This window comes from Polaromonas sp. P4_F9 (assembly GCF_056401235.1).
In genome coordinates, this window is sequence record NZ_JBFUJT010000003.1 from 43,276 (window position 1) to 58,725 (window position 15,450).

Annotated in this window: 17 protein-coding genes; 10 read left to right on the forward strand and 7 right to left on the reverse strand. The window is 62.7% G+C overall.

What is annotated here, in order from left to right; translation table 11 throughout:
* Nucleotides 1–123: 123 nt before the first annotated feature.
* Nucleotides 124–1,836 carry a SpoIIE family protein phosphatase gene (locus AC1DUB_RS03910; RefSeq protein ID WP_477728394.1) on the forward strand — a complete coding sequence of 571 codons (1,713 nt, stop codon included), beginning with the start codon at nucleotides 124–126 and terminating at the stop codon, nucleotides 1,834–1,836.
* Nucleotides 1,837–1,939: 103 nt separating this feature from the next.
* Here AC1DUB_RS03910 and AC1DUB_RS03915 read toward each other — a convergent pair whose 3' ends face one another.
* Entirely contained in the window at nucleotides 1,940–2,521 is a 582-nt protein-coding gene (locus AC1DUB_RS03915) for a DUF2889 domain-containing protein (RefSeq protein ID WP_477728395.1), read from the reverse strand.
* Nucleotides 2,522–2,625: 104 nt separating this feature from the next.
* Between AC1DUB_RS03915 and AC1DUB_RS03920 the strand changes: the two genes are divergently transcribed.
* On the forward strand, nucleotides 2,626–2,766 hold the full coding sequence (locus AC1DUB_RS03920) for a hypothetical protein (RefSeq protein ID WP_477728396.1): 141 nt from the start codon (nucleotides 2,626–2,628) through the stop codon (nucleotides 2,764–2,766).
* Between the two features lie 422 nt (nucleotides 2,767–3,188).
* On the opposite strand, the gene AC1DUB_RS03925 is transcribed toward AC1DUB_RS03920, so the two are convergent.
* From AC1DUB_RS03925 to AC1DUB_RS03940, 4 genes are read right to left on the reverse strand one after another with little or no spacing between them, the layout of a single operon-like run.
* Nucleotides 3,189–4,295, reverse strand: a complete 1,107-nt coding sequence (locus AC1DUB_RS03925) for a hypothetical protein (RefSeq protein ID WP_477728397.1) — start codon at nucleotides 4,293–4,295, stop codon at nucleotides 3,189–3,191.
* A 45-nt stretch (nucleotides 4,296–4,340) separates the two neighbouring features.
* A complete protein-coding gene (locus tag AC1DUB_RS03930; protein ID WP_477728398.1) occupies nucleotides 4,341–5,339 on the reverse strand; it encodes a DUF2971 domain-containing protein in 999 nt (332 codons plus the stop codon).
* 40 nt (nucleotides 5,340–5,379) lie between these two features.
* The gene (locus AC1DUB_RS03935; protein ID WP_477728399.1) at nucleotides 5,380–5,703 is read right to left on the reverse strand and encodes a hypothetical protein; all 324 of its coding nucleotides are present in this window, start codon (nucleotides 5,701–5,703) and stop codon (nucleotides 5,380–5,382) included.
* Nucleotides 5,700–6,050 (reverse strand): hypothetical protein, encoded by a 351-nt coding sequence (locus tag AC1DUB_RS03940; RefSeq protein ID WP_477728400.1) that lies wholly within the window; start codon nucleotides 6,048–6,050, stop codon nucleotides 5,700–5,702. Before AC1DUB_RS03940 ends, AC1DUB_RS03935 begins: the two co-directional genes overlap by 4 nt.
* Before the next feature lie 311 nt (nucleotides 6,051–6,361).
* Here AC1DUB_RS03940 and AC1DUB_RS03945 point away from each other — a divergent pair, with 311 nt between their 5' ends.
* From AC1DUB_RS03945 to AC1DUB_RS03970, 6 genes are all read left to right on the forward strand, one after another.
* A complete protein-coding gene (locus AC1DUB_RS03945) occupies nucleotides 6,362–6,787 on the forward strand; it encodes a CopG family transcriptional regulator (RefSeq protein ID WP_477728401.1) in 426 nt (141 codons plus the stop codon).
* Between the two features lie 43 nt (nucleotides 6,788–6,830).
* Nucleotides 6,831–7,910, forward strand: coding sequence for an extracellular catalytic domain type 1 short-chain-length polyhydroxyalkanoate depolymerase (locus tag AC1DUB_RS03950; RefSeq protein WP_477728402.1), 1,080 nt, complete (start codon nucleotides 6,831–6,833; stop codon nucleotides 7,908–7,910).
* A 234-nt stretch (nucleotides 7,911–8,144) separates the two neighbouring features.
* Complete coding sequence (locus AC1DUB_RS03955; RefSeq protein ID WP_477728403.1) at nucleotides 8,145–9,215, forward strand: 3-deoxy-7-phosphoheptulonate synthase; 1,071 nt, start codon at nucleotides 8,145–8,147, stop codon at nucleotides 9,213–9,215.
* Between the two features lie 37 nt (nucleotides 9,216–9,252).
* Nucleotides 9,253–9,954, forward strand: a complete 702-nt coding sequence (locus AC1DUB_RS03960; RefSeq protein ID WP_477728404.1) for a tetratricopeptide repeat protein — start codon at nucleotides 9,253–9,255, stop codon at nucleotides 9,952–9,954.
* 99 nt (nucleotides 9,955–10,053) lie between these two features.
* Nucleotides 10,054–10,845 (forward strand): hydroxyacylglutathione hydrolase, encoded by a 792-nt coding sequence (locus AC1DUB_RS03965; RefSeq protein ID WP_477728405.1) that lies wholly within the window; start codon nucleotides 10,054–10,056, stop codon nucleotides 10,843–10,845.
* Nucleotides 10,846–10,853: 8 nt separating this feature from the next.
* On the forward strand, nucleotides 10,854–11,552 hold the full coding sequence (locus tag AC1DUB_RS03970) for an NUDIX hydrolase (protein ID WP_477728406.1): 699 nt from the start codon (nucleotides 10,854–10,856) through the stop codon (nucleotides 11,550–11,552).
* Nucleotides 11,553–11,645: 93 nt separating this feature from the next.
* On the opposite strand, the gene AC1DUB_RS03975 is transcribed toward AC1DUB_RS03970, so the two are convergent.
* A complete protein-coding gene (locus AC1DUB_RS03975) occupies nucleotides 11,646–12,614 on the reverse strand; it encodes a LysR family transcriptional regulator (RefSeq protein WP_477728407.1) in 969 nt (322 codons plus the stop codon).
* A 179-nt stretch (nucleotides 12,615–12,793) separates the two neighbouring features.
* Between AC1DUB_RS03975 and ilvD the strand changes: the two genes are divergently transcribed.
* On the forward strand, nucleotides 12,794–14,488 hold the full coding sequence (gene ilvD, locus AC1DUB_RS03980; RefSeq protein WP_477728408.1) for a dihydroxy-acid dehydratase: 1,695 nt from the start codon (nucleotides 12,794–12,796) through the stop codon (nucleotides 14,486–14,488).
* A 112-nt stretch (nucleotides 14,489–14,600) separates the two neighbouring features.
* Here ilvD and AC1DUB_RS03985 read toward each other — a convergent pair whose 3' ends face one another.
* Nucleotides 14,601–14,840 (reverse strand): TIGR04438 family Trp-rich protein, encoded by a 240-nt coding sequence (locus AC1DUB_RS03985; RefSeq protein WP_477728409.1) that lies wholly within the window; start codon nucleotides 14,838–14,840, stop codon nucleotides 14,601–14,603.
* 129 nt (nucleotides 14,841–14,969) lie between these two features.
* Between AC1DUB_RS03985 and AC1DUB_RS03990 the strand changes: the two genes are divergently transcribed.
* Nucleotides 14,970–15,284 carry a c-type cytochrome gene (locus tag AC1DUB_RS03990; protein WP_477717038.1) on the forward strand — a complete coding sequence of 105 codons (315 nt, stop codon included), beginning with the start codon at nucleotides 14,970–14,972 and terminating at the stop codon, nucleotides 15,282–15,284.
* The last annotated feature ends 166 nt before the right edge of the window (nucleotides 15,285–15,450 follow it).

The window sequence follows — 15,450 nt, forward strand, 5'->3', positions numbered from 1 at the left end:
ATCAACGAGGAGGAAACCGATGATGCGTATAGAAGAAAAAGAAGAAAAACAGGGCGCCGCACGGCATGTGCGACACACCGCCTGCGCCCCTTATCCCCGTTATCCCCGTTATCCCCGCATCCCATGACTCCCGACCCCGCCCCCCTCGCGCTGGTGGTGGACGACCTGCCGGTGACCCGCCTCCTGATGAAGCGGGCGCTGGAGCGCCTCGGCTGCGCTCCGGTGCTGGAGGCCGCCGACGGGATCGCGGCGCAGGCGATTTTGCGCCAGCACCCGGATGTTGCGCTGGTCCTGACGGACATCATGATGCCCAGGATGAACGGGCTGGAGCTGCTGCGCTGGGGGCGCGAGGCGGCGCCGGGCACCATCTGGATCGTCCTCTCCGGGCTGGACACCTTCGACTCGGCGGTGGCGGCGATCCGGCTCGGGGCGTTCGACTTCCTGGCGAAGCCGCCGCGGATGGAAGAGCTGGAGGTCTCGGTGCGCAACGCGCTGGAGCGGCGGCGGCTGCTGGCGGAGCAGGCGCGGCTGCACGCGGAGCTGCAGCGAAAGGTGCAAGAGCTGGAGGAGAAGTCGGAGCTGCTGCGGCGCGACCTGGAGCGGGCGGAGGTGATCCAGCGTGCGCTTCTGCCGGGCAGCCCGCCGCTGGTGGAGAGCTACTGCGTCCAGGCAGTCTACCGGCCGGGGCAGCACGTGGGCGGCGACCTCTACGACGTGGTCCGTCTCGGCGAGCGGCACCTGGCCTTCTACCTGGCGGACGCCACCGGTCACGGCGTCACCTCGGCGATGCTCTCGGTGCTGTTCAAGCAGCGGCTGGTGCTGGTGGACCCGGAGACGGGCCGCGCACTGGCGCCAGCGGCGGTGCTGGACGCGGTCAACCGCTCGCTCTGCCAGTCGATCGAGGCGCCGGGGCTCTTTGTGACCGCCGTCTTTGGCCTGCTCGACACGGTGGAGGGTAGCGTGACGCTGGCCTCCGCGGGGCACCCACCCGTGCTGCACGTGAGCGAGGGCCGGGAGACGCGCCTGATCCGGCGCACGGGGCCGGCGCTGGGGCTGGCGCTGGATGCACGCTTCCACGAAGAGCGGCTTCAGCTGGCGCCGGGCGATCGAATGCTCCTCTACACCGATGGGCTCCTCCCGTCAGGGACGGAGCAGGAGCTGGAACGGCTCAAGCGGGTGCTCTCCATGCCGCTCTCCGGCGCGCAGGAGATGTTGGGGGAACTGCGCGGTGGCGCCGCCGCGAATCCGGCTCTGGACCCGGACCCGGACGACGTGACCATTCTCCTGATCGACGCGCACGCCGGCCCCTCCTCGTTCGACAACGGCGCCGCGAGCCCCAACCTGGCCGGCTCGGGCGCGGCGCGGCCAGGCGGCGAGGTCGTCTTCTACGGGGAGACGGAGGACGCCGTGCACCTCGCGCTGCGTGGCCGGGCCACCTGGATGCACTGCGACGCCTTCTACGAAACCGCGCGTGCCGTACTGGAGGAGGGGCGGCCGCTGGTGCTGGACCTCTCCGGCTGCGACTACCTGGACAGCACCTGCCTCGGCACGGTACACGAGCTGGTCGGCCGGGGCCGCGTGGTGCTCGCGGGAGTGACGCCTGCGGTGCGCGCGCTCTTCGAAGAGCTGAGCATGGATAGGGTGCTGGCCGGCATCCGCGAGGACATTACCGCCGTGCCCGAGCTCTACGCGCTGAGCACCCGGCACGACGACCCGGCAGCGTGGCGTGAGCGGATTCTGCACGCGCACGAGGCGCTCTCGGGGCTGAGCGAGCACAACCGCGAAGAGTTCCGGGAGGTGGTCGAGTCGCTGCGCGGGGAATTGGGCGGCGGATGATCGCCTGCGCAGACCCCCGCCTGGTCCGCGTGCCGATGAACCCGCCCATCAACGAAAGCGCGGCCAGCACGGCGACTTCAACAAGATCCGGGCCAGCGACCCCTCAGCCCTGCCGCTTGAGCGGCTGCCAGCCCGCAAACTTGGGGTAATGGCGCTGCACCACCGGGCCGTCGAAATCCCAGGCGATGCATTTGCCCAGGTGGTAAGGCGGCGCGGCGTTTTCAGGCTCGGGCAGGCCGGCTTGCCTGCGCAGGCGGTCGCGGTAACCGGGAATGGTCTGGTAGGCCGCAGTCGCCATGTTGAACAGCAACTCGCGCAGGTGCGTGCAACCCTTGATGCCGCCCAGCGCCCGCTCAATGGCCTGGCGCCAGCCCGGCCCCATGGTCACGCCCACCATCTGCTGCATCGGGTCATTGCCCTGTTGGCATTCGCCAAAGGGCGTGTGGTCCATCGAACTGGCGATCTCGCGGATCGTCAGGGTGTCGTCCACCGTCGCCCGGATCGCCATGCCATGAAGTGGCGTGCCCGGCGGCAGCTCGCCCTGCTCGAAGCGCTCCAGCGCATAGGTCTTGGTGTCGGTCAACTCGGCCTCGATGTCCCACAGGCCATCCTCACGGTGGTAGCCGCGAAAGACGACAGCGCGTGTGTGCAGGTGGGATCGGGCTTGGGGTGCAGGCAGTGGCATAAGGGACTTCGTTGGACGGGAAAAATATGATTTTCCCAGAATGCCTGCACTGGAGCAGCCCAGCCGCCAAGTCCCCACACTGATCAGCGAGAAAGGAAACCGCCATGCCCTACCTGCAACTTGACGTCAACGGCCGCTACCCGGTGGACCAGAAGAAGGCCCTGGCCCAAAAGCTGTGCGACAGCTACGCCGCCATGATGAAGGTGGACACAGGTTTTCTAAATCAAGAGCGACATTGCCCTTAGCGCCCACAGATTCTGTAAAGCTTCTTTTTCACAGAACAGCACCGCAACTGCAGCGCTTTCCAAGAGACTTCTTGACACCGCGAATGCGGTGGGCGGAATTTCCGTGCCGGCGGATGCCKCACCCTCAAGAATCCGGCATAACTTTGAATGGAGAAAAAATTATGTCTAGAACGCCAAACGATGACCGTAGCGACAGCATGAATCCGAACAATGATGCATACGATGACAGCATGGACAACCACAGTAATCAATTGAATCCCAATAACGATGCCTACCAAGGGCAGCGAGGAGATGCTAACGAGGACTGACCTTGAAACCCGCTGGCCCTCTAGCGCAGTGGGCCAGCACTCACAGAACTTGTACGTAAGATTGAGTTGCGGCGTAGCGCTAAAAGTACATTACTGCATTACTGCATTACTGCATTACTGCATTACTCGTGTGGTGGCTGCTTGTTCGTAAAGTTCACAATATCGCCTCCGTATCTGGTCTTGCGCGACCATCCACAACGGTGGTTCGCCGCGAGTGCCTGCGATAACCAAATCACACAGGAACGATATAAATCTGGTCACGGCAAACAGACCACGCTCTCGTTCCGAATCTACCGCGCCTCCAACAGCCTCCAACACACCTTCTGCAGCCTTGAACGGCATTAGTTGTTGACCGCTTGACCATTTTTTTAATAGATCATGGCTCAAGTAAAAGCCATGTCGTTTGATGCCTTTGCGGACCATGCAACTGCTAAATTCCGCCAAGTTAGCGCAACAGGCGGCCTGTTGCATCCTCAACAGCCAGTGCCCCAGTGGCTTTTTCCCCTCGGCAAGAAAGGGCAAGAGTCTCGACACCGGTACCTCGCGCCGATCTTGCCAATTTTCTGCCGCGCCACACCATTCCATCCATACCAAGGCTTGCAAACTGGTATCTACTAAAAGAACAACTGCCAGCTTTAGATCTGAGTTGTACTTACTCCAGCTCTGTTGGGGACGACCAATATGAGGCTCCAGCAGTGTCACGAAATCAGTCTCGGGCAATTGGTGGGCTGACCAAGCAGCTTGATCCAGTCGGGCCAGCCTTTGCACCAGTTGGTACAAATCGTCATCTCCAGGCTCACCGAGACCTCGTAGTACCGCCTCCCAGTCAGATTGCCAAGGAAGGGGGCTTGTCAGTTCTTTACCCTGAAGAGCCTCGGCCAATACATCATTCGGAATAAAACGACCGAAAAGCCGGTGTATGCCATCTTGCGTTGTGGTCGATAGTCTGTTCGTTCTGGTAATAGCCCTCGATAGGTCTTTGATGACCTTGAGGGGGCTATCTTTCCAGTGGTCATCAGGAGTCGGTTTGTATTGGCGCAGCAACTGCAGCAGACTCAAATCTAGCGCGGTACGCAACACGGTATCCGGCGACAACGTTAAGGCCGTTGAAGCATGCACTTTGAACGTCTTCCCAAAGAGTTTCAGAGGTCGATAAAGACTAACCGGGGAAAAGTAGTTCGACGGAATTGGACGGGACTTTTTCTTTGAGTCTTCTGGCATAGCGTCGCTCAACAGAATAGGCATCACTGACGTGGGGTGACTGTTTCAGAGCCGCGTGAACGGGATATGCGACGGGCGGACCTCGATGTGCTCCGCGTGCTGACTGACTAGCTGCCTAACCGACCTGAAGCGCGCCCCCATGCGAGGGCCAGGGCCGATAACGATCCACTCAACGCAGTCGAGCAAATTGAAGCGTGCGCGCGGCGTTTGGTTATAGGGTACCGGTAGGCCGCCACGGTCGTAGTAAGAAACCGGGAGCGATCCGACAGCCACGGCGGCAGGCACGGAGGCAGCCTGAACAAGACTGAGTCTGCACTCTCGCTCTTCGGCGAAGTGCTTGTTCTTGGTGTGAACCAGATAGTTGAGGAAGGCCTCCAGCGAGCCACCGGGGAGGCTGGCAATGGGGTTCCGCATAGTCTTCTTTTTGAAGACGAGTGGATCAGCAAGTTCGTCCAGATAGAGCTCGTAGGCCTGGACGAAGGCGTCGCCGTGCCGTAGTACCTCAGCCTTTAGGGGGTTTTCGAGGTGGTAATGAACGTCTAGAAGGTCGTAGTCCAGGTAGTCGCCCGGACCAATGTTTGCGACGGCCGCGAGAAGCTTCTTCCGGCTAAAGTGCAAGGCGTAGCCGCCATCGGCCCCATAGCCCCGCCACTGGCTCAGAAGGCCGTGCCTGAAGTCCTCTTCGCCGGTTGGCTTGCAGAAGCACGTAATGTATGCGCAGAGCATACTGAGCGCATTTGAAGCGATCCGGTTCTCAAACTGGGCAGCGTATTCCAAGACGTCGACTCCGCGACGGGCGAACGTCAACACGCGCGGATCGTTCTGTTTGATCAGCTCGAAGGTGCGGATGCGGAACAGAGGAGACAGGACGCCCTTTCCAGTGGCCAGCTCCGACTCATCATTGGCGCAGTAGTACGCAGTGCTCCAGATCTGCCCGGTACTCAGGATTCCGATGAGCCCTTTCGCGGTTGTGTAGTGGAAGAGCGCATCGTCTCGCGCGCCCTCGGAGTACGGCGGTGAAACGTGAATTGGGATGTCGCTCACGATACGGGGTGGTGGTGTTGTTGTGATGATTAACGTTTGATTAGCCGCCTGCAGGAGGAATCTTCTGGACGTGGGATCCGGAGCCGGACACCGCTGGGATATTTCCGATTCCTTGAGAAAAAGCCTGGATGATCAGTGGCGTAGCGGCCCCAATGTTCGCAGCAAGCAGTACCTTGTCAATCTCGTAAGCGACCGCAAGGCCACCGGCAACAATGGCGAGCAAGAGCCTGACAACGTAAAAGGCGGTTCGTTTGTATCGCTCCGGAACAACTATTGTGTGTGCGTTGTATACCTGTGCTGCGGCCACGATATCGACTGCGGCACTACCCGCAAAGCCGCACAGAAAGATTTCGTATGAAGTCACCGTCCGACTCCCTTGGTTAGCGAGTCTGACGGACTGTGATTGCTCAAGTACTCCCCAAGCTTTGCTAGCGCGATAGAAGAAGACGCTTGCTTGTTCTGTTCTTGACGTAGCGATTCGATGAACGCCCGGTACGCTTCTTGTGAATTTTGTACCTCTCCGTCAGCATTCGCCTTCAACTCTTGAATCAATCGCTCCAACTCAAGAATAATATAACGACTCTCAAGGGATCGTTTGAAGTAGAGGCCGGAGACTAGCGATCCGACCACGCCTCCGAGGGCTGCAATTACGAAGGTGACCGGAGCCACATCGCCGATCCAACTTATGACGCTACCTATGTCGACTGACATGAACTCTCCCGTGAAAAGGCGGCTAACGTAATGTATACCGCACACGCTGCGGTATAACACGACCGCTTCGAAAAGTGGCCTGATGGGGTGTGATGCATTACCCACCCGGGTTTTTACCAAGAAGAAGCAGCATTATCATTTTTATAGCCATCAGAACCCAATGACCACCATCGCCGGGTCATCGATCCAGTGGAATAGCGCGTTAGTACCCAGGCAGAAGGCTTTGATTTAAATGAGGATTGCCCAAGCTACCCGGATTTCTCAATTTGCCATCCATAGAACATCCACTTGGATGGTGTTAAGATGGTAAAATGCCAAAACCCAGCAAAACCTCCCAGATTGCAACGCCCAAGCCGGTCGACGAAAAGATCACGATCAACCTTGGCTGTGTTGACCTTGGCCAGATTGACTTGCTGGTGCAGGAAGGCTTTTACGCGAACCGGACCGACCTGATCCGCACGGCAATTCGCAACCAGCTCACCACGCACAGCGAGGTCGTGCGCCAGGTCGTTTCGCGCAAGACGCTGGTGCTGGGCATCCAGCACTACACCGAAGCGGACTTGCTAGCCGTGCAGGCAGCTGGGGAGAAGTTGCAGATCCGCGTGCTGGGGCTGGCCACAATCGCGCCCGAGGTCACGCCCGCGCTGGCGCTCGCCACCATCGAATCGCTGACCGTGCTGGGCGCCCTGCATGCGAGCCCCGCCGTGAAAGCCGCGCTTGTGCAGCGCATCCGCTGATCCAACGAGTCAACGAATCAACGAATCGAACCGAAAGAAGCTGATGAACCCCGATTTCCAACGCCTGATGAAGGATGCCGCCCAGCTCACCCGTGCCGGTGACCTGCAAGCCGCCACCGCCGCGATCCAGGCCGCGCTGGGCGGCGGTGTGGCTGCCGCAGTAGCTGCCGGCCAAGACCTGCGCAACGTGATCGATGTTGCGGCGCGCGAGGTGCCTGACGTTGCGCGGACATTTGATGACGAGGCGCCATCGGCGCCGGTCGGCAACGCTCCTGACGCCGGCCGCTTCATTGCCGGCAGCCATGGCGACGCTTCGGGTCACCGGGACTTCAAGCTCTATATTCCGCCGGGCGCCGGCGAGCGCCCGCTGCCGCTGGTGGTGATGCTGCATGGCTGCACCCAGAACCCGGACGATTTTGCGGCGGGCACCGCCATGAACGATGCGGCGCTGGCGCAGGGCTTCTTCGTGCTGTACCCGGCGCAGTCGCAGCAGATGAATCCGCAGCGCTGCTGGAACTGGTTCAAACACACCCACCAGGCCCGCGGGCGCGGCGAGCCGGCGCTGCTGGCGGGCATGACGCGCGAGGTGATGGCGCGCCATGCGATTGACCCGAACCGTGTCTATGTGGCGGGCCTGTCTGCGGGCGGCGCCATGGCCGCCATTTTGGGCGACGCCTACCCTGACCTGTATGCTGCGGTGGGCGTGCACTCGGGGCTGGCGGCCGGCATCGCAACAGACCTGCCGTCTGCGCTGGGCGCGATGAGGGGCGGCGGCACCACCACCCGTGCGGCCGCCAGCGGCGTGGCAACCATCGTCTTTCATGGCGATGCCGATACCACGGTGCACCCGGGCAACGGCGAGCAGGTCATCACGGCCAGCGTTGGCACGGCGGCCGCTGTCGAAGTCGAACACCTGAAAGGAACTGACGGCCGCGCGACCACGCGCCGCGTGCACCGCGCAGACGATGGTTCGGTGGTGGCCGAGCACTGGCTGGTGCACGGCGCGGCGCACGCCTGGTCAGGCGGCAGCGCAGAGGGTTCATATACCGATGCCCGTGGGCCGGATGCCAGCGCCGAGATGGTGCGGTTTTTTCTGGAGCATCCGCATCGGCAGGCCCATTGAGCGCCCGTTTTGCAAGCACGCCATCCGGGTTCCGGCCAGGGCGTCCGACCGAAATTTGGGGCTAGCCTCAATACGGTTCAGTTAAGCCCTTGCCGCTGGTTTGTCATCCCGAACTTGATCCGGGATCCATGGATTGCGGGTCGGGCCCGCAATGACAAGTCAAGGTTTTGGTGGATTGATGCCGTGGGCTGTAAAGTGAAGCGCTGAAGAACGCCTGCGAATCACGGAGACGCCATGACAACCCAAATCTCGGACATCCACATCGCCCAGGCCGACCCGCTGCCGGAACCCCGGCTGCTGCGTGACGAACTGCCGGTGGGCAACACTGAAGCCGAATTCATCGCCGCGTCGCGCGCCGCCACCCGCAACATCCTGCGCGGCCTGGACGACCGGCTGCTGGTGGTCGTGGGCCCCTGCTCTATTCACGAGCCCGAGTCGGCGCTCGAGTACGCTGCGCGGCTGCGCCAGGAAGCGGTGCGCCTTGGCGAATCGCTGCTGCTGGTGATGCGCGTCTACTTCGAAAAGCCGCGCACGCGCATGGGCTGGAAGGGCCTGATTTATGACCCGGGGCTGGACGGCCAGGGCGACATTGGCGAAGGTCTGCGCCATGCGCGGCGCATTTTGCTCGAATGCGCGCGGCTGGGTGTGCCGGCGGCCTCTGAAATTTTGGACCTGGTGACGCCGCAGTATTACGCCGAGCTGCTGACCTGGGGCGCGATTGGCGCCCGCACGGTCGAAAGCCCGCTGCACCGGCAGATGGCTTCTGCCCTATCAGCGCCCGTGGGCTTCAAGAACGCCACCAACGGCAGCGTGGGCGCGGCCATTGACGCCATCCACGTCGCTGCCCAGCCGCACCGCTTTCCGACCATCTCGCTCGAAGGCCGGGCCATGATCATCACGACCACCGGCAACCCCGATGGCCACCTGGTGTTGCGTGGCGCCAGTGACGGACCAAACTACGACGCCGCCAGCGTCAGGCGCGCCACCGAAGCCCTGGAGAAATCCGGCCTGCCGCCCCGCCTGGTGATTGACTGCAGCCACGGCAACAGCAACAAGGACTATTCCCGGCAGCCCGCCGTGGCGGCCGACATTGCACAGCAGGTCGCCGGCGGCTCGACCGGCATCTGCGGCCTGATGATTGAAAGCCACCTGGTCGAGGGCCGGCAGGACATCGTCGATGGCCGCAAGGGCCTGCACTATGGGCAAAGCGTGACCGACGCCTGCATCGGCTGGGAGGCGACCGTGGCCGTGCTGGAGCAGCTGGCGGCGGCCGTGYGCCAGCGCCGGGCGGGCGCCATCAAGTAATTTGCCGGCGTGCCTCCCGGCGTATAGGATGGGCAGCATGAGCCTCATGTTGCGCGCGCTGACCCTATGCGTCGCCCTGGCCACCTTGGCCGCCCCGGGCACGATGATGGCTGCGCAGCCGCTGCCTGTGGCCGGCCCGCCCACTCCACCAACTCCACCTACTATTACGCGGCTGCAGGCGCGCAAGGCGATCGAGCACTCCGAGCCCACCGTCCGGCGCGCTGCCGTCGTGCGCCTGGGCGAAGTCGGCGTCATGGCCGATGCCGACCGGCTCGTTGCCCACCTGGGAGACGATGACGCGCCGGTGCGCGAACTCGCCGAAGCCGCGCTGTGGCAGATCTGGAGCCGCTCGGGCGACCGCGCGATCGATGCCCTGCTCCTGCGCGGCATCCAGCAGATGGAAGCGCACCAACTGGTCGAGGCCGTGGCCACGTTTTCAGAGGTCATTCGCAGAAAACCCGCCTTTGCCGAGGGCTGGAACAAACGCGCCACCGCTTACTACCTGCTCGGCCAGTACGATCTGTCAATCAAAGACTGCGACGAAGTCATGAAACGCAACCGCCACCACTTCGGGGCGCTCTCGGGCTATGGGCAGATCTACCTGGCGCTGGGTGACCCCGACCGCGCCCAGCCCTACCTTGAGCGCGCGCTGAAGGTGAACCCGAACATGGCTGCGGTGGCGGCGACCATCCTGATGATCGAGCGGCACCGCGAAGCAAGGCTGCGCCGCACGATCTGAATCCGGAAACCCTTTGCGCAGCTTTGGCACCCGACCATCCGTTGTTGGCATGCGCCCTAAAATGGTCCGCTCACCGTCAACAAGCCCCTGGAGCCCGCGATGATCGTCGAACGCATCTGGACCGGTAATGCCTACCGCAACTTCAATTACCTGATCGCCTGCCCCGAAACCGGCGAGGCGCTGGCCATCGACCCGCTCGACCATGAAAAGACGCTGGCCACCGCCAAGGTCAAGGGCTGGCAGATCACGCAGGTCCTCAACACCCACGAGCACCACGACCACACCGGCGGCAACGCGGCCGTGATTGCGGCCACCGGCGCCAAACTGATCGCCCACTACAAGGCCGGCGGGCGCATTGCGGGTGTGGACCGGGGCGTGAAGGCCGGCGACGTGATCAAGGTCGGCAAGACCGTCGAGCTGGAATGCCTGGACACGCCCGGCCACACGATGTGCCACATCTGCCTGCGCTCGCACACCGACCAGCCGGCGCTGTTTTCGGGCGACACGCTGTTCAATGCGGGCGCCGGCAATGTGCACAACGGCGGCGACGTCAACGCGCTGTATGCCACCTTTGCGGAACAGCTGGCCCGGCTGCCGGACAACACCCTGGTCTATCCGGGCCACGACTACATCGAGAACAACCTCCGGTTCACCCTGGCGCGCGAGCCCGACAACGCCACCGCGAAAGCCCTGTTGCCCAGCGTGACTGACCATGAGCCCGCGAAGTCGGCTGTCACCACGCTCGCGCAGGAAAAGCTGATCAATACCTTCCTGCGCCTGAGCAGCCCCAGCCTCATTGCCAAACTGCGCGAAAGCTTTCCCGACCTGCCGGACGAACCCGATGCGAAGACGGTGTTTACCAGGCTGCGGGAGCTGCGCAACCAGTGGTGACCGGAGGAATGACAGACACGCCAGGCACAACAGACACGAGCCGCAACATGCAGCAGGACCAGCATCTCAGGACACGCATCGAGGAGACGCTGCGCGCCTTCACGCTGCAGGTGGCCGCGCGCGACCAGCAGCATGCGGCGGCGGTGGCCGTGGCCATCACGGACGAAGGCCATGGCGCCGAACTGCCGGGTTTCCCGCAGCATGCGGTGTGGAGCACCCAGGCGGCCCTGCTGCTGACGCGGCGCGCCCGCCACCTGCGCAAGCATGCGGGGCAGTGGGCGCTGCCCGGAGGGCGCATCGACGCCGGCGAAACGGCAGAGCAGGCGGCCCTGCGCGAGTTGGCCGAGGAGGTGCACCTGAAACTCGATGCCAGCGCCATCCTGGGCCGGCTCGATGATTTTGTGACCCGCTCGGGTTTTGTGATCACCCCGGTCGTCGTCTGGGCCGGTGCGGCGCAGCACATTCGGCCCAATCCGGCCGAGGTGGCCAGCATTCACCGCATCCCCATTGCAGAGTTTCTGCGCGCAGACGCGCCCATGCTGGCCGATGAAGGACACGGCGGGCACCCGGTGCTGCGCATGCCGGTCGGCGACCACTGGATTGCGGCGCCAACGGCGGCGATCATCTACCAGTTTCGCGAAGTCTGCATCGAGGGCCGGCCCACCCGCGTGGCGCATTTCGAGCAGCCGGCGTTTGCCTGGAAATAGGCGCCGACACCCCGCCGACAACCCGCCCACAGCCCACCGACAGCCGCGCCCTCACAGCGCGAGCCGTCCGCGCTGCCCGCCCGGCGAACGCTTTCAACCCGGCGCAAACGCCATGAACCGCTGCAATGCAGGACTGGCCGCCCCGGCAGCCCACACCAGGCTCGTCTCACAGCCCGGCACCACCTGCCCCTTACCCCTTTTGAGTTCCCGGTACACCACGCCCGGCCGCTGGAACTGCCGCACACTGTCGGGCACCCAGGCCACGCCCAGGCCTGCGGATACCAGGTTGACAATGGTCTGCATCTGGATGGCCTCCTGAGCCACGCGCGGCAGATGGCCAGCCGCGTGGTACATGGCAAAAATCGCATCGTAGAGCGAAGGCAGGATGTGCCGCGGAAAAATCACCAGCGGCTGCTCCAGCAAGTCCTGCAGTACCAGCCCGGGCTTGCCGGCCAGCACGCTCTGTTCCGGCACGGCCAGCACCAGCGGATCCTGCGAGATGCGCCGGCAAACCAGGCCGGGGGGTGCAAAGCCAGGCGAGTGCAGCATGAAGCCGGCGTCGATCTCGCCGCGCTCCAGGGCCTGAAGCTGCACGTCGCCGGTGGCCTCAATCAGCTCCAGCTGCACCTTGGGATAGCGCTCACGAAAGGTCCGGACCCAGCGCGGCAGCAGATCAAAACCCACGGTTGACACAAAGGCCAGCCGCAAGCGCCCTGCCTCGCCATCGGCCGTGGCGCGCGCATACACGGGCAAGGCCTGGGCACGCGCGAGCAGGTCGCGCGCCTCCGGCAACAGCGCGGCCCCCGCCGCGGTCAGCCGCACGCTGCGCTTGGTGCGGTCGAACAGCTTCAGGCCCAGCATCGCCTCAAGATGGGCAATGGCCTGCGTCAGTGGCGGCTGGGTCATGTTCAGGCGCAGGGCGGCACGGCCGAAATGAAGCTCGTCGGCGACGGCTGCAAACTGGCGCCACAGGCGAAGCTCGATCAAGGGAGGGTTGCGGGATTCGCCACCTCCGGCAGGAACGGAATGGGTTGAATGAGCGGAATGCGCTGAATCTGTCATATGCCATACATATTAATACAACACAAATAATGGATTGGAAAGAATCAATCAAAACACGCATACTCGGCTTTCCGGTAGAAATATCCTCGCGTATATCCTCACGTATAGCCCCACGTACTCCGCCCTGCCTGCATGTGACATCCGGCGCGGCAACAACCTCACAACCTCACGAGACATCCATGGAAACCAAGACCATTCAGCTCAATCCCCGCAGCAAAAACATCACCGAAGGCAAATCGCGCGCGCCCAACCGCTCGATGTACTACGCCATGGGCTATGAAGAGGCCGATTTCAAGAAGCCCATGGTTGGCGTGGCCAACGGCCACAGCACCATCACCCCCTGCAACAGCGGCCTGCAAAAGCTGGCAGATGCGGCCATTGCGGGCATTGAAGAAGCCGGCGGCAACGCCCAGGTGTTCGGCACGCCCACCATTTCCGACGGCATGGCCATGGGCACCGAGGGCATGAAGTACTCGCTGGTGAGCCGCGAAGTGATCTCCGACTGCATCGAAACCTGCGTGCAGGGCCAGTGGATGGACGGCGTGCTGGTGGTTGGCGGCTGCGACAAGAACATGCCCGGCGGCCTGATGGGCATGCTGCGCGCCAATGTGCCGGCCATCTATGTCTACGGCGGCACCATTTTGCCGGGCAGCTACAAGGGCAAGGACCTCAACATCGTCAGCGTGTTTGAAGCCGTCGGCGAAAACGCAGCGGGCCGCATGAGCGATGAAGACCTGCTGCAAATCGAGCGCCGCGCCATTCCCGGCACCGGCAGCTGCGGCGGCATGTACACGGCCAACACCATGTCCAGCGCCTTTGAGGCGCTCGGCATTTCGCTGCCCTACTCCAGCACCATGGCCAATCCGCACGACGAGAAAATGAACTCGGCCAAAGAGTCGGCCAAGGTCCTGGTCGAAGCCATCAAGAAAGACATCAAGCCGCGCGATATCGTCACGAAAAAAGCCATTGAAAACGCGGTCGCCGTGATCATGGCCACGGGTGGCTCGACCAATGCCGTGCTGCACTTCCTGGCCATTGCGCATGCTGCTGGCGTGGACTGGACGATCGATGACTTCGAACGCGTGCGCCAGAAAACACCGGTGCTGTGCGACCTGAAGCCGTCTGGCAAGTACCTGGCCGTGGACCTGCACCGCGCCGGCGGCATTCCGCAGGTCATGAAGATCCTGCTGGCGGCCGGCCTGCTGCATGGCGACTGCCTGACGATCACCGGCCAGACCATTGCCGAGGTGCTGAAAGATGTGCCCGAGGCACCGCGCGCCGACCAGGACGTGATTCGCCCCATCGGCAACCCCATGTACGCCCAGGGCCACCTGGCCATCCTGAAGGGCAACCTTTCGCCGGAAGGCTGCGTGGCCAAGATCACCGGCCTGAAAAACCCGGTCATGACTGGCCCGGCCCGCGTATTTGACGACGAGCAGTCGGCGCTGGCCGCCATTCTGGCCGGCAAAATCAAGGCGGGCGACGTGATGGTGCTGCGTTACCTCGGCCCCAAGGGCGGTCCCGGCATGCCGGAAATGCTGGCGCCCACCGGTGCGCTGATTGGTGCCGGGCTCGGCGAAAGCGTGGGCCTGATCACCGACGGCCGCTTCTCCGGCGGCACGTGGGGCATGGTGGTCGGCCACGTGGCCCCCGAAGCCGCCGCCGGCGGCAACATCGCCTTTATCAACGAGGGCGACTCCATCACCATCGATTCAAAACAGCTGCTGCTGCAACTGAACATCAGCGACGCAGAGCTGGAAAAACGCAAGGTCGGCTGGAAGGCGCCGGCACCGCGCTACAACCGCGGCGTGCAGGCCAAGTTTGCCTTCAATGCCTCTAGCGCCAGCAAGGGCGCGGTGCTGGACGACTATTGATGCCGGCTGACCTGTAAAACAAAAAAAGAGCCCGTAAGTCACAGACTTCACGGGCTCTTTACTTTGGTAACAGGGCAACGCTTAGGACAACTCCTGGCGGCCCGAAATCCAGTTATTTTCGTTTTTTGAGCATGCCCATGGCATCGCGCTGCTTGTCAATGCGGTCCTGCTTGCGCTTGGCCATCTTGTCAACTTCCTTCTGCTTGGTATAGCCCGAAGCGTCCGCCCAGGCCCACCAGGCCACCGCCAGCGCAAAAGGCGACAGCACGACCCACCAGCTCCAGGCTGCGACCGGGTCTATTTCCAGGTACTTCATCACCAGGCCAACAATTCCGATCAATAACAAATACATACGTAACTCCTGAGGATTTGGGGGGAAAGCGGCCGGGTATTCCCCTGCAGCACGGGGTCAACCGGCATCACTACAATCGCGTTAGTTGACTGTAACTGAATCTATAACTCTCCCTCACGAGGACAATCCATGAAACGCATTCTTTTGGCAATCGCTTCCGTGGCTACCGGCTTTGCCGTATCGACTCCCGCGCTGGCAGACCTGCAGCTGGCAACCGCCAAGAATTGCATGGCGTGCCACGCTGTCGACAAAAAACTGGTGGGCCCTTCGTACAAGGATGTGGCCGCCAAATACGCCGGCCAGAAAGACGCGGCCGACAAACTCGCAGCCAAAGTCATCAAGGGCGGCTCGGGCGTGTGGGGCCCCGTGCCGATGCCGGCCAATGCGCAGGTCACCCCTGACGAAGCCAAAAAGCTGGTGGCCTGGATCCTGGCGCAAAAGTAATCCTGGCTCACGACCTGCCCCTCCGGCATCGGTGGGTACAGGGAAATGAAAATGAAAAAGGCCCGTCAAAATGACGGGCCTTTTTTGTGGGCGCTACGGGGTGACCGTACGACCGACCAGCCCGATGGGCATTGGTCAGTCTCATTAGTCAGTGGTGAGTGGTCAG

Coding starts and splice junctions, on each gene's coding strand:
- AC1DUB_RS03910 (WP_477728394.1), top strand. CDS start 124: ATGACTCCCGACCCCGCCCCCCTCGCGCTGGTGGTGGACGACCTGCCG.
- AC1DUB_RS03915 (WP_477728395.1), bottom strand. CDS start 2,521: ATGCCACTGCCTGCACCCCAAGCCCGATCCCACCTGCACACACGCGCT.
- AC1DUB_RS03920 (WP_477728396.1), top strand. CDS start 2,626: ATGCCCTACCTGCAACTTGACGTCAACGGCCGCTACCCGGTGGACCAG.
- AC1DUB_RS03925 (WP_477728397.1), bottom strand. CDS start 4,295: ATGCCAGAAGACTCAAAGAAAAAGTCCCGTCCAATTCCGTCGAACTAC.
- AC1DUB_RS03940 (WP_477728400.1), bottom strand. CDS start 6,050: ATGTCAGTCGACATAGGTAGCGTCATAAGTTGGATCGGCGATGTGGCT.
- AC1DUB_RS03945 (WP_477728401.1), top strand. CDS start 6,362: ATGCCAAAACCCAGCAAAACCTCCCAGATTGCAACGCCCAAGCCGGTC.
- AC1DUB_RS03950 (WP_477728402.1), top strand. CDS start 6,831: ATGAACCCCGATTTCCAACGCCTGATGAAGGATGCCGCCCAGCTCACC.
- AC1DUB_RS03960 (WP_477728404.1), top strand. CDS start 9,253: ATGAGCCTCATGTTGCGCGCGCTGACCCTATGCGTCGCCCTGGCCACC.
- AC1DUB_RS03965 (WP_477728405.1), top strand. CDS start 10,054: ATGATCGTCGAACGCATCTGGACCGGTAATGCCTACCGCAACTTCAAT.
- AC1DUB_RS03970 (WP_477728406.1), top strand. CDS start 10,854: ATGACAGACACGCCAGGCACAACAGACACGAGCCGCAACATGCAGCAG.
- AC1DUB_RS03975 (WP_477728407.1), bottom strand. CDS start 12,614: ATGACAGATTCAGCGCATTCCGCTCATTCAACCCATTCCGTTCCTGCC.
- ilvD (WP_477728408.1), top strand. CDS start 12,794: ATGGAAACCAAGACCATTCAGCTCAATCCCCGCAGCAAAAACATCACC.
- AC1DUB_RS03985 (WP_477728409.1), bottom strand. CDS start 14,840: ATGTATTTGTTATTGATCGGAATTGTTGGCCTGGTGATGAAGTACCTG.
- AC1DUB_RS03990 (WP_477717038.1), top strand. CDS start 14,970: ATGAAACGCATTCTTTTGGCAATCGCTTCCGTGGCTACCGGCTTTGCC.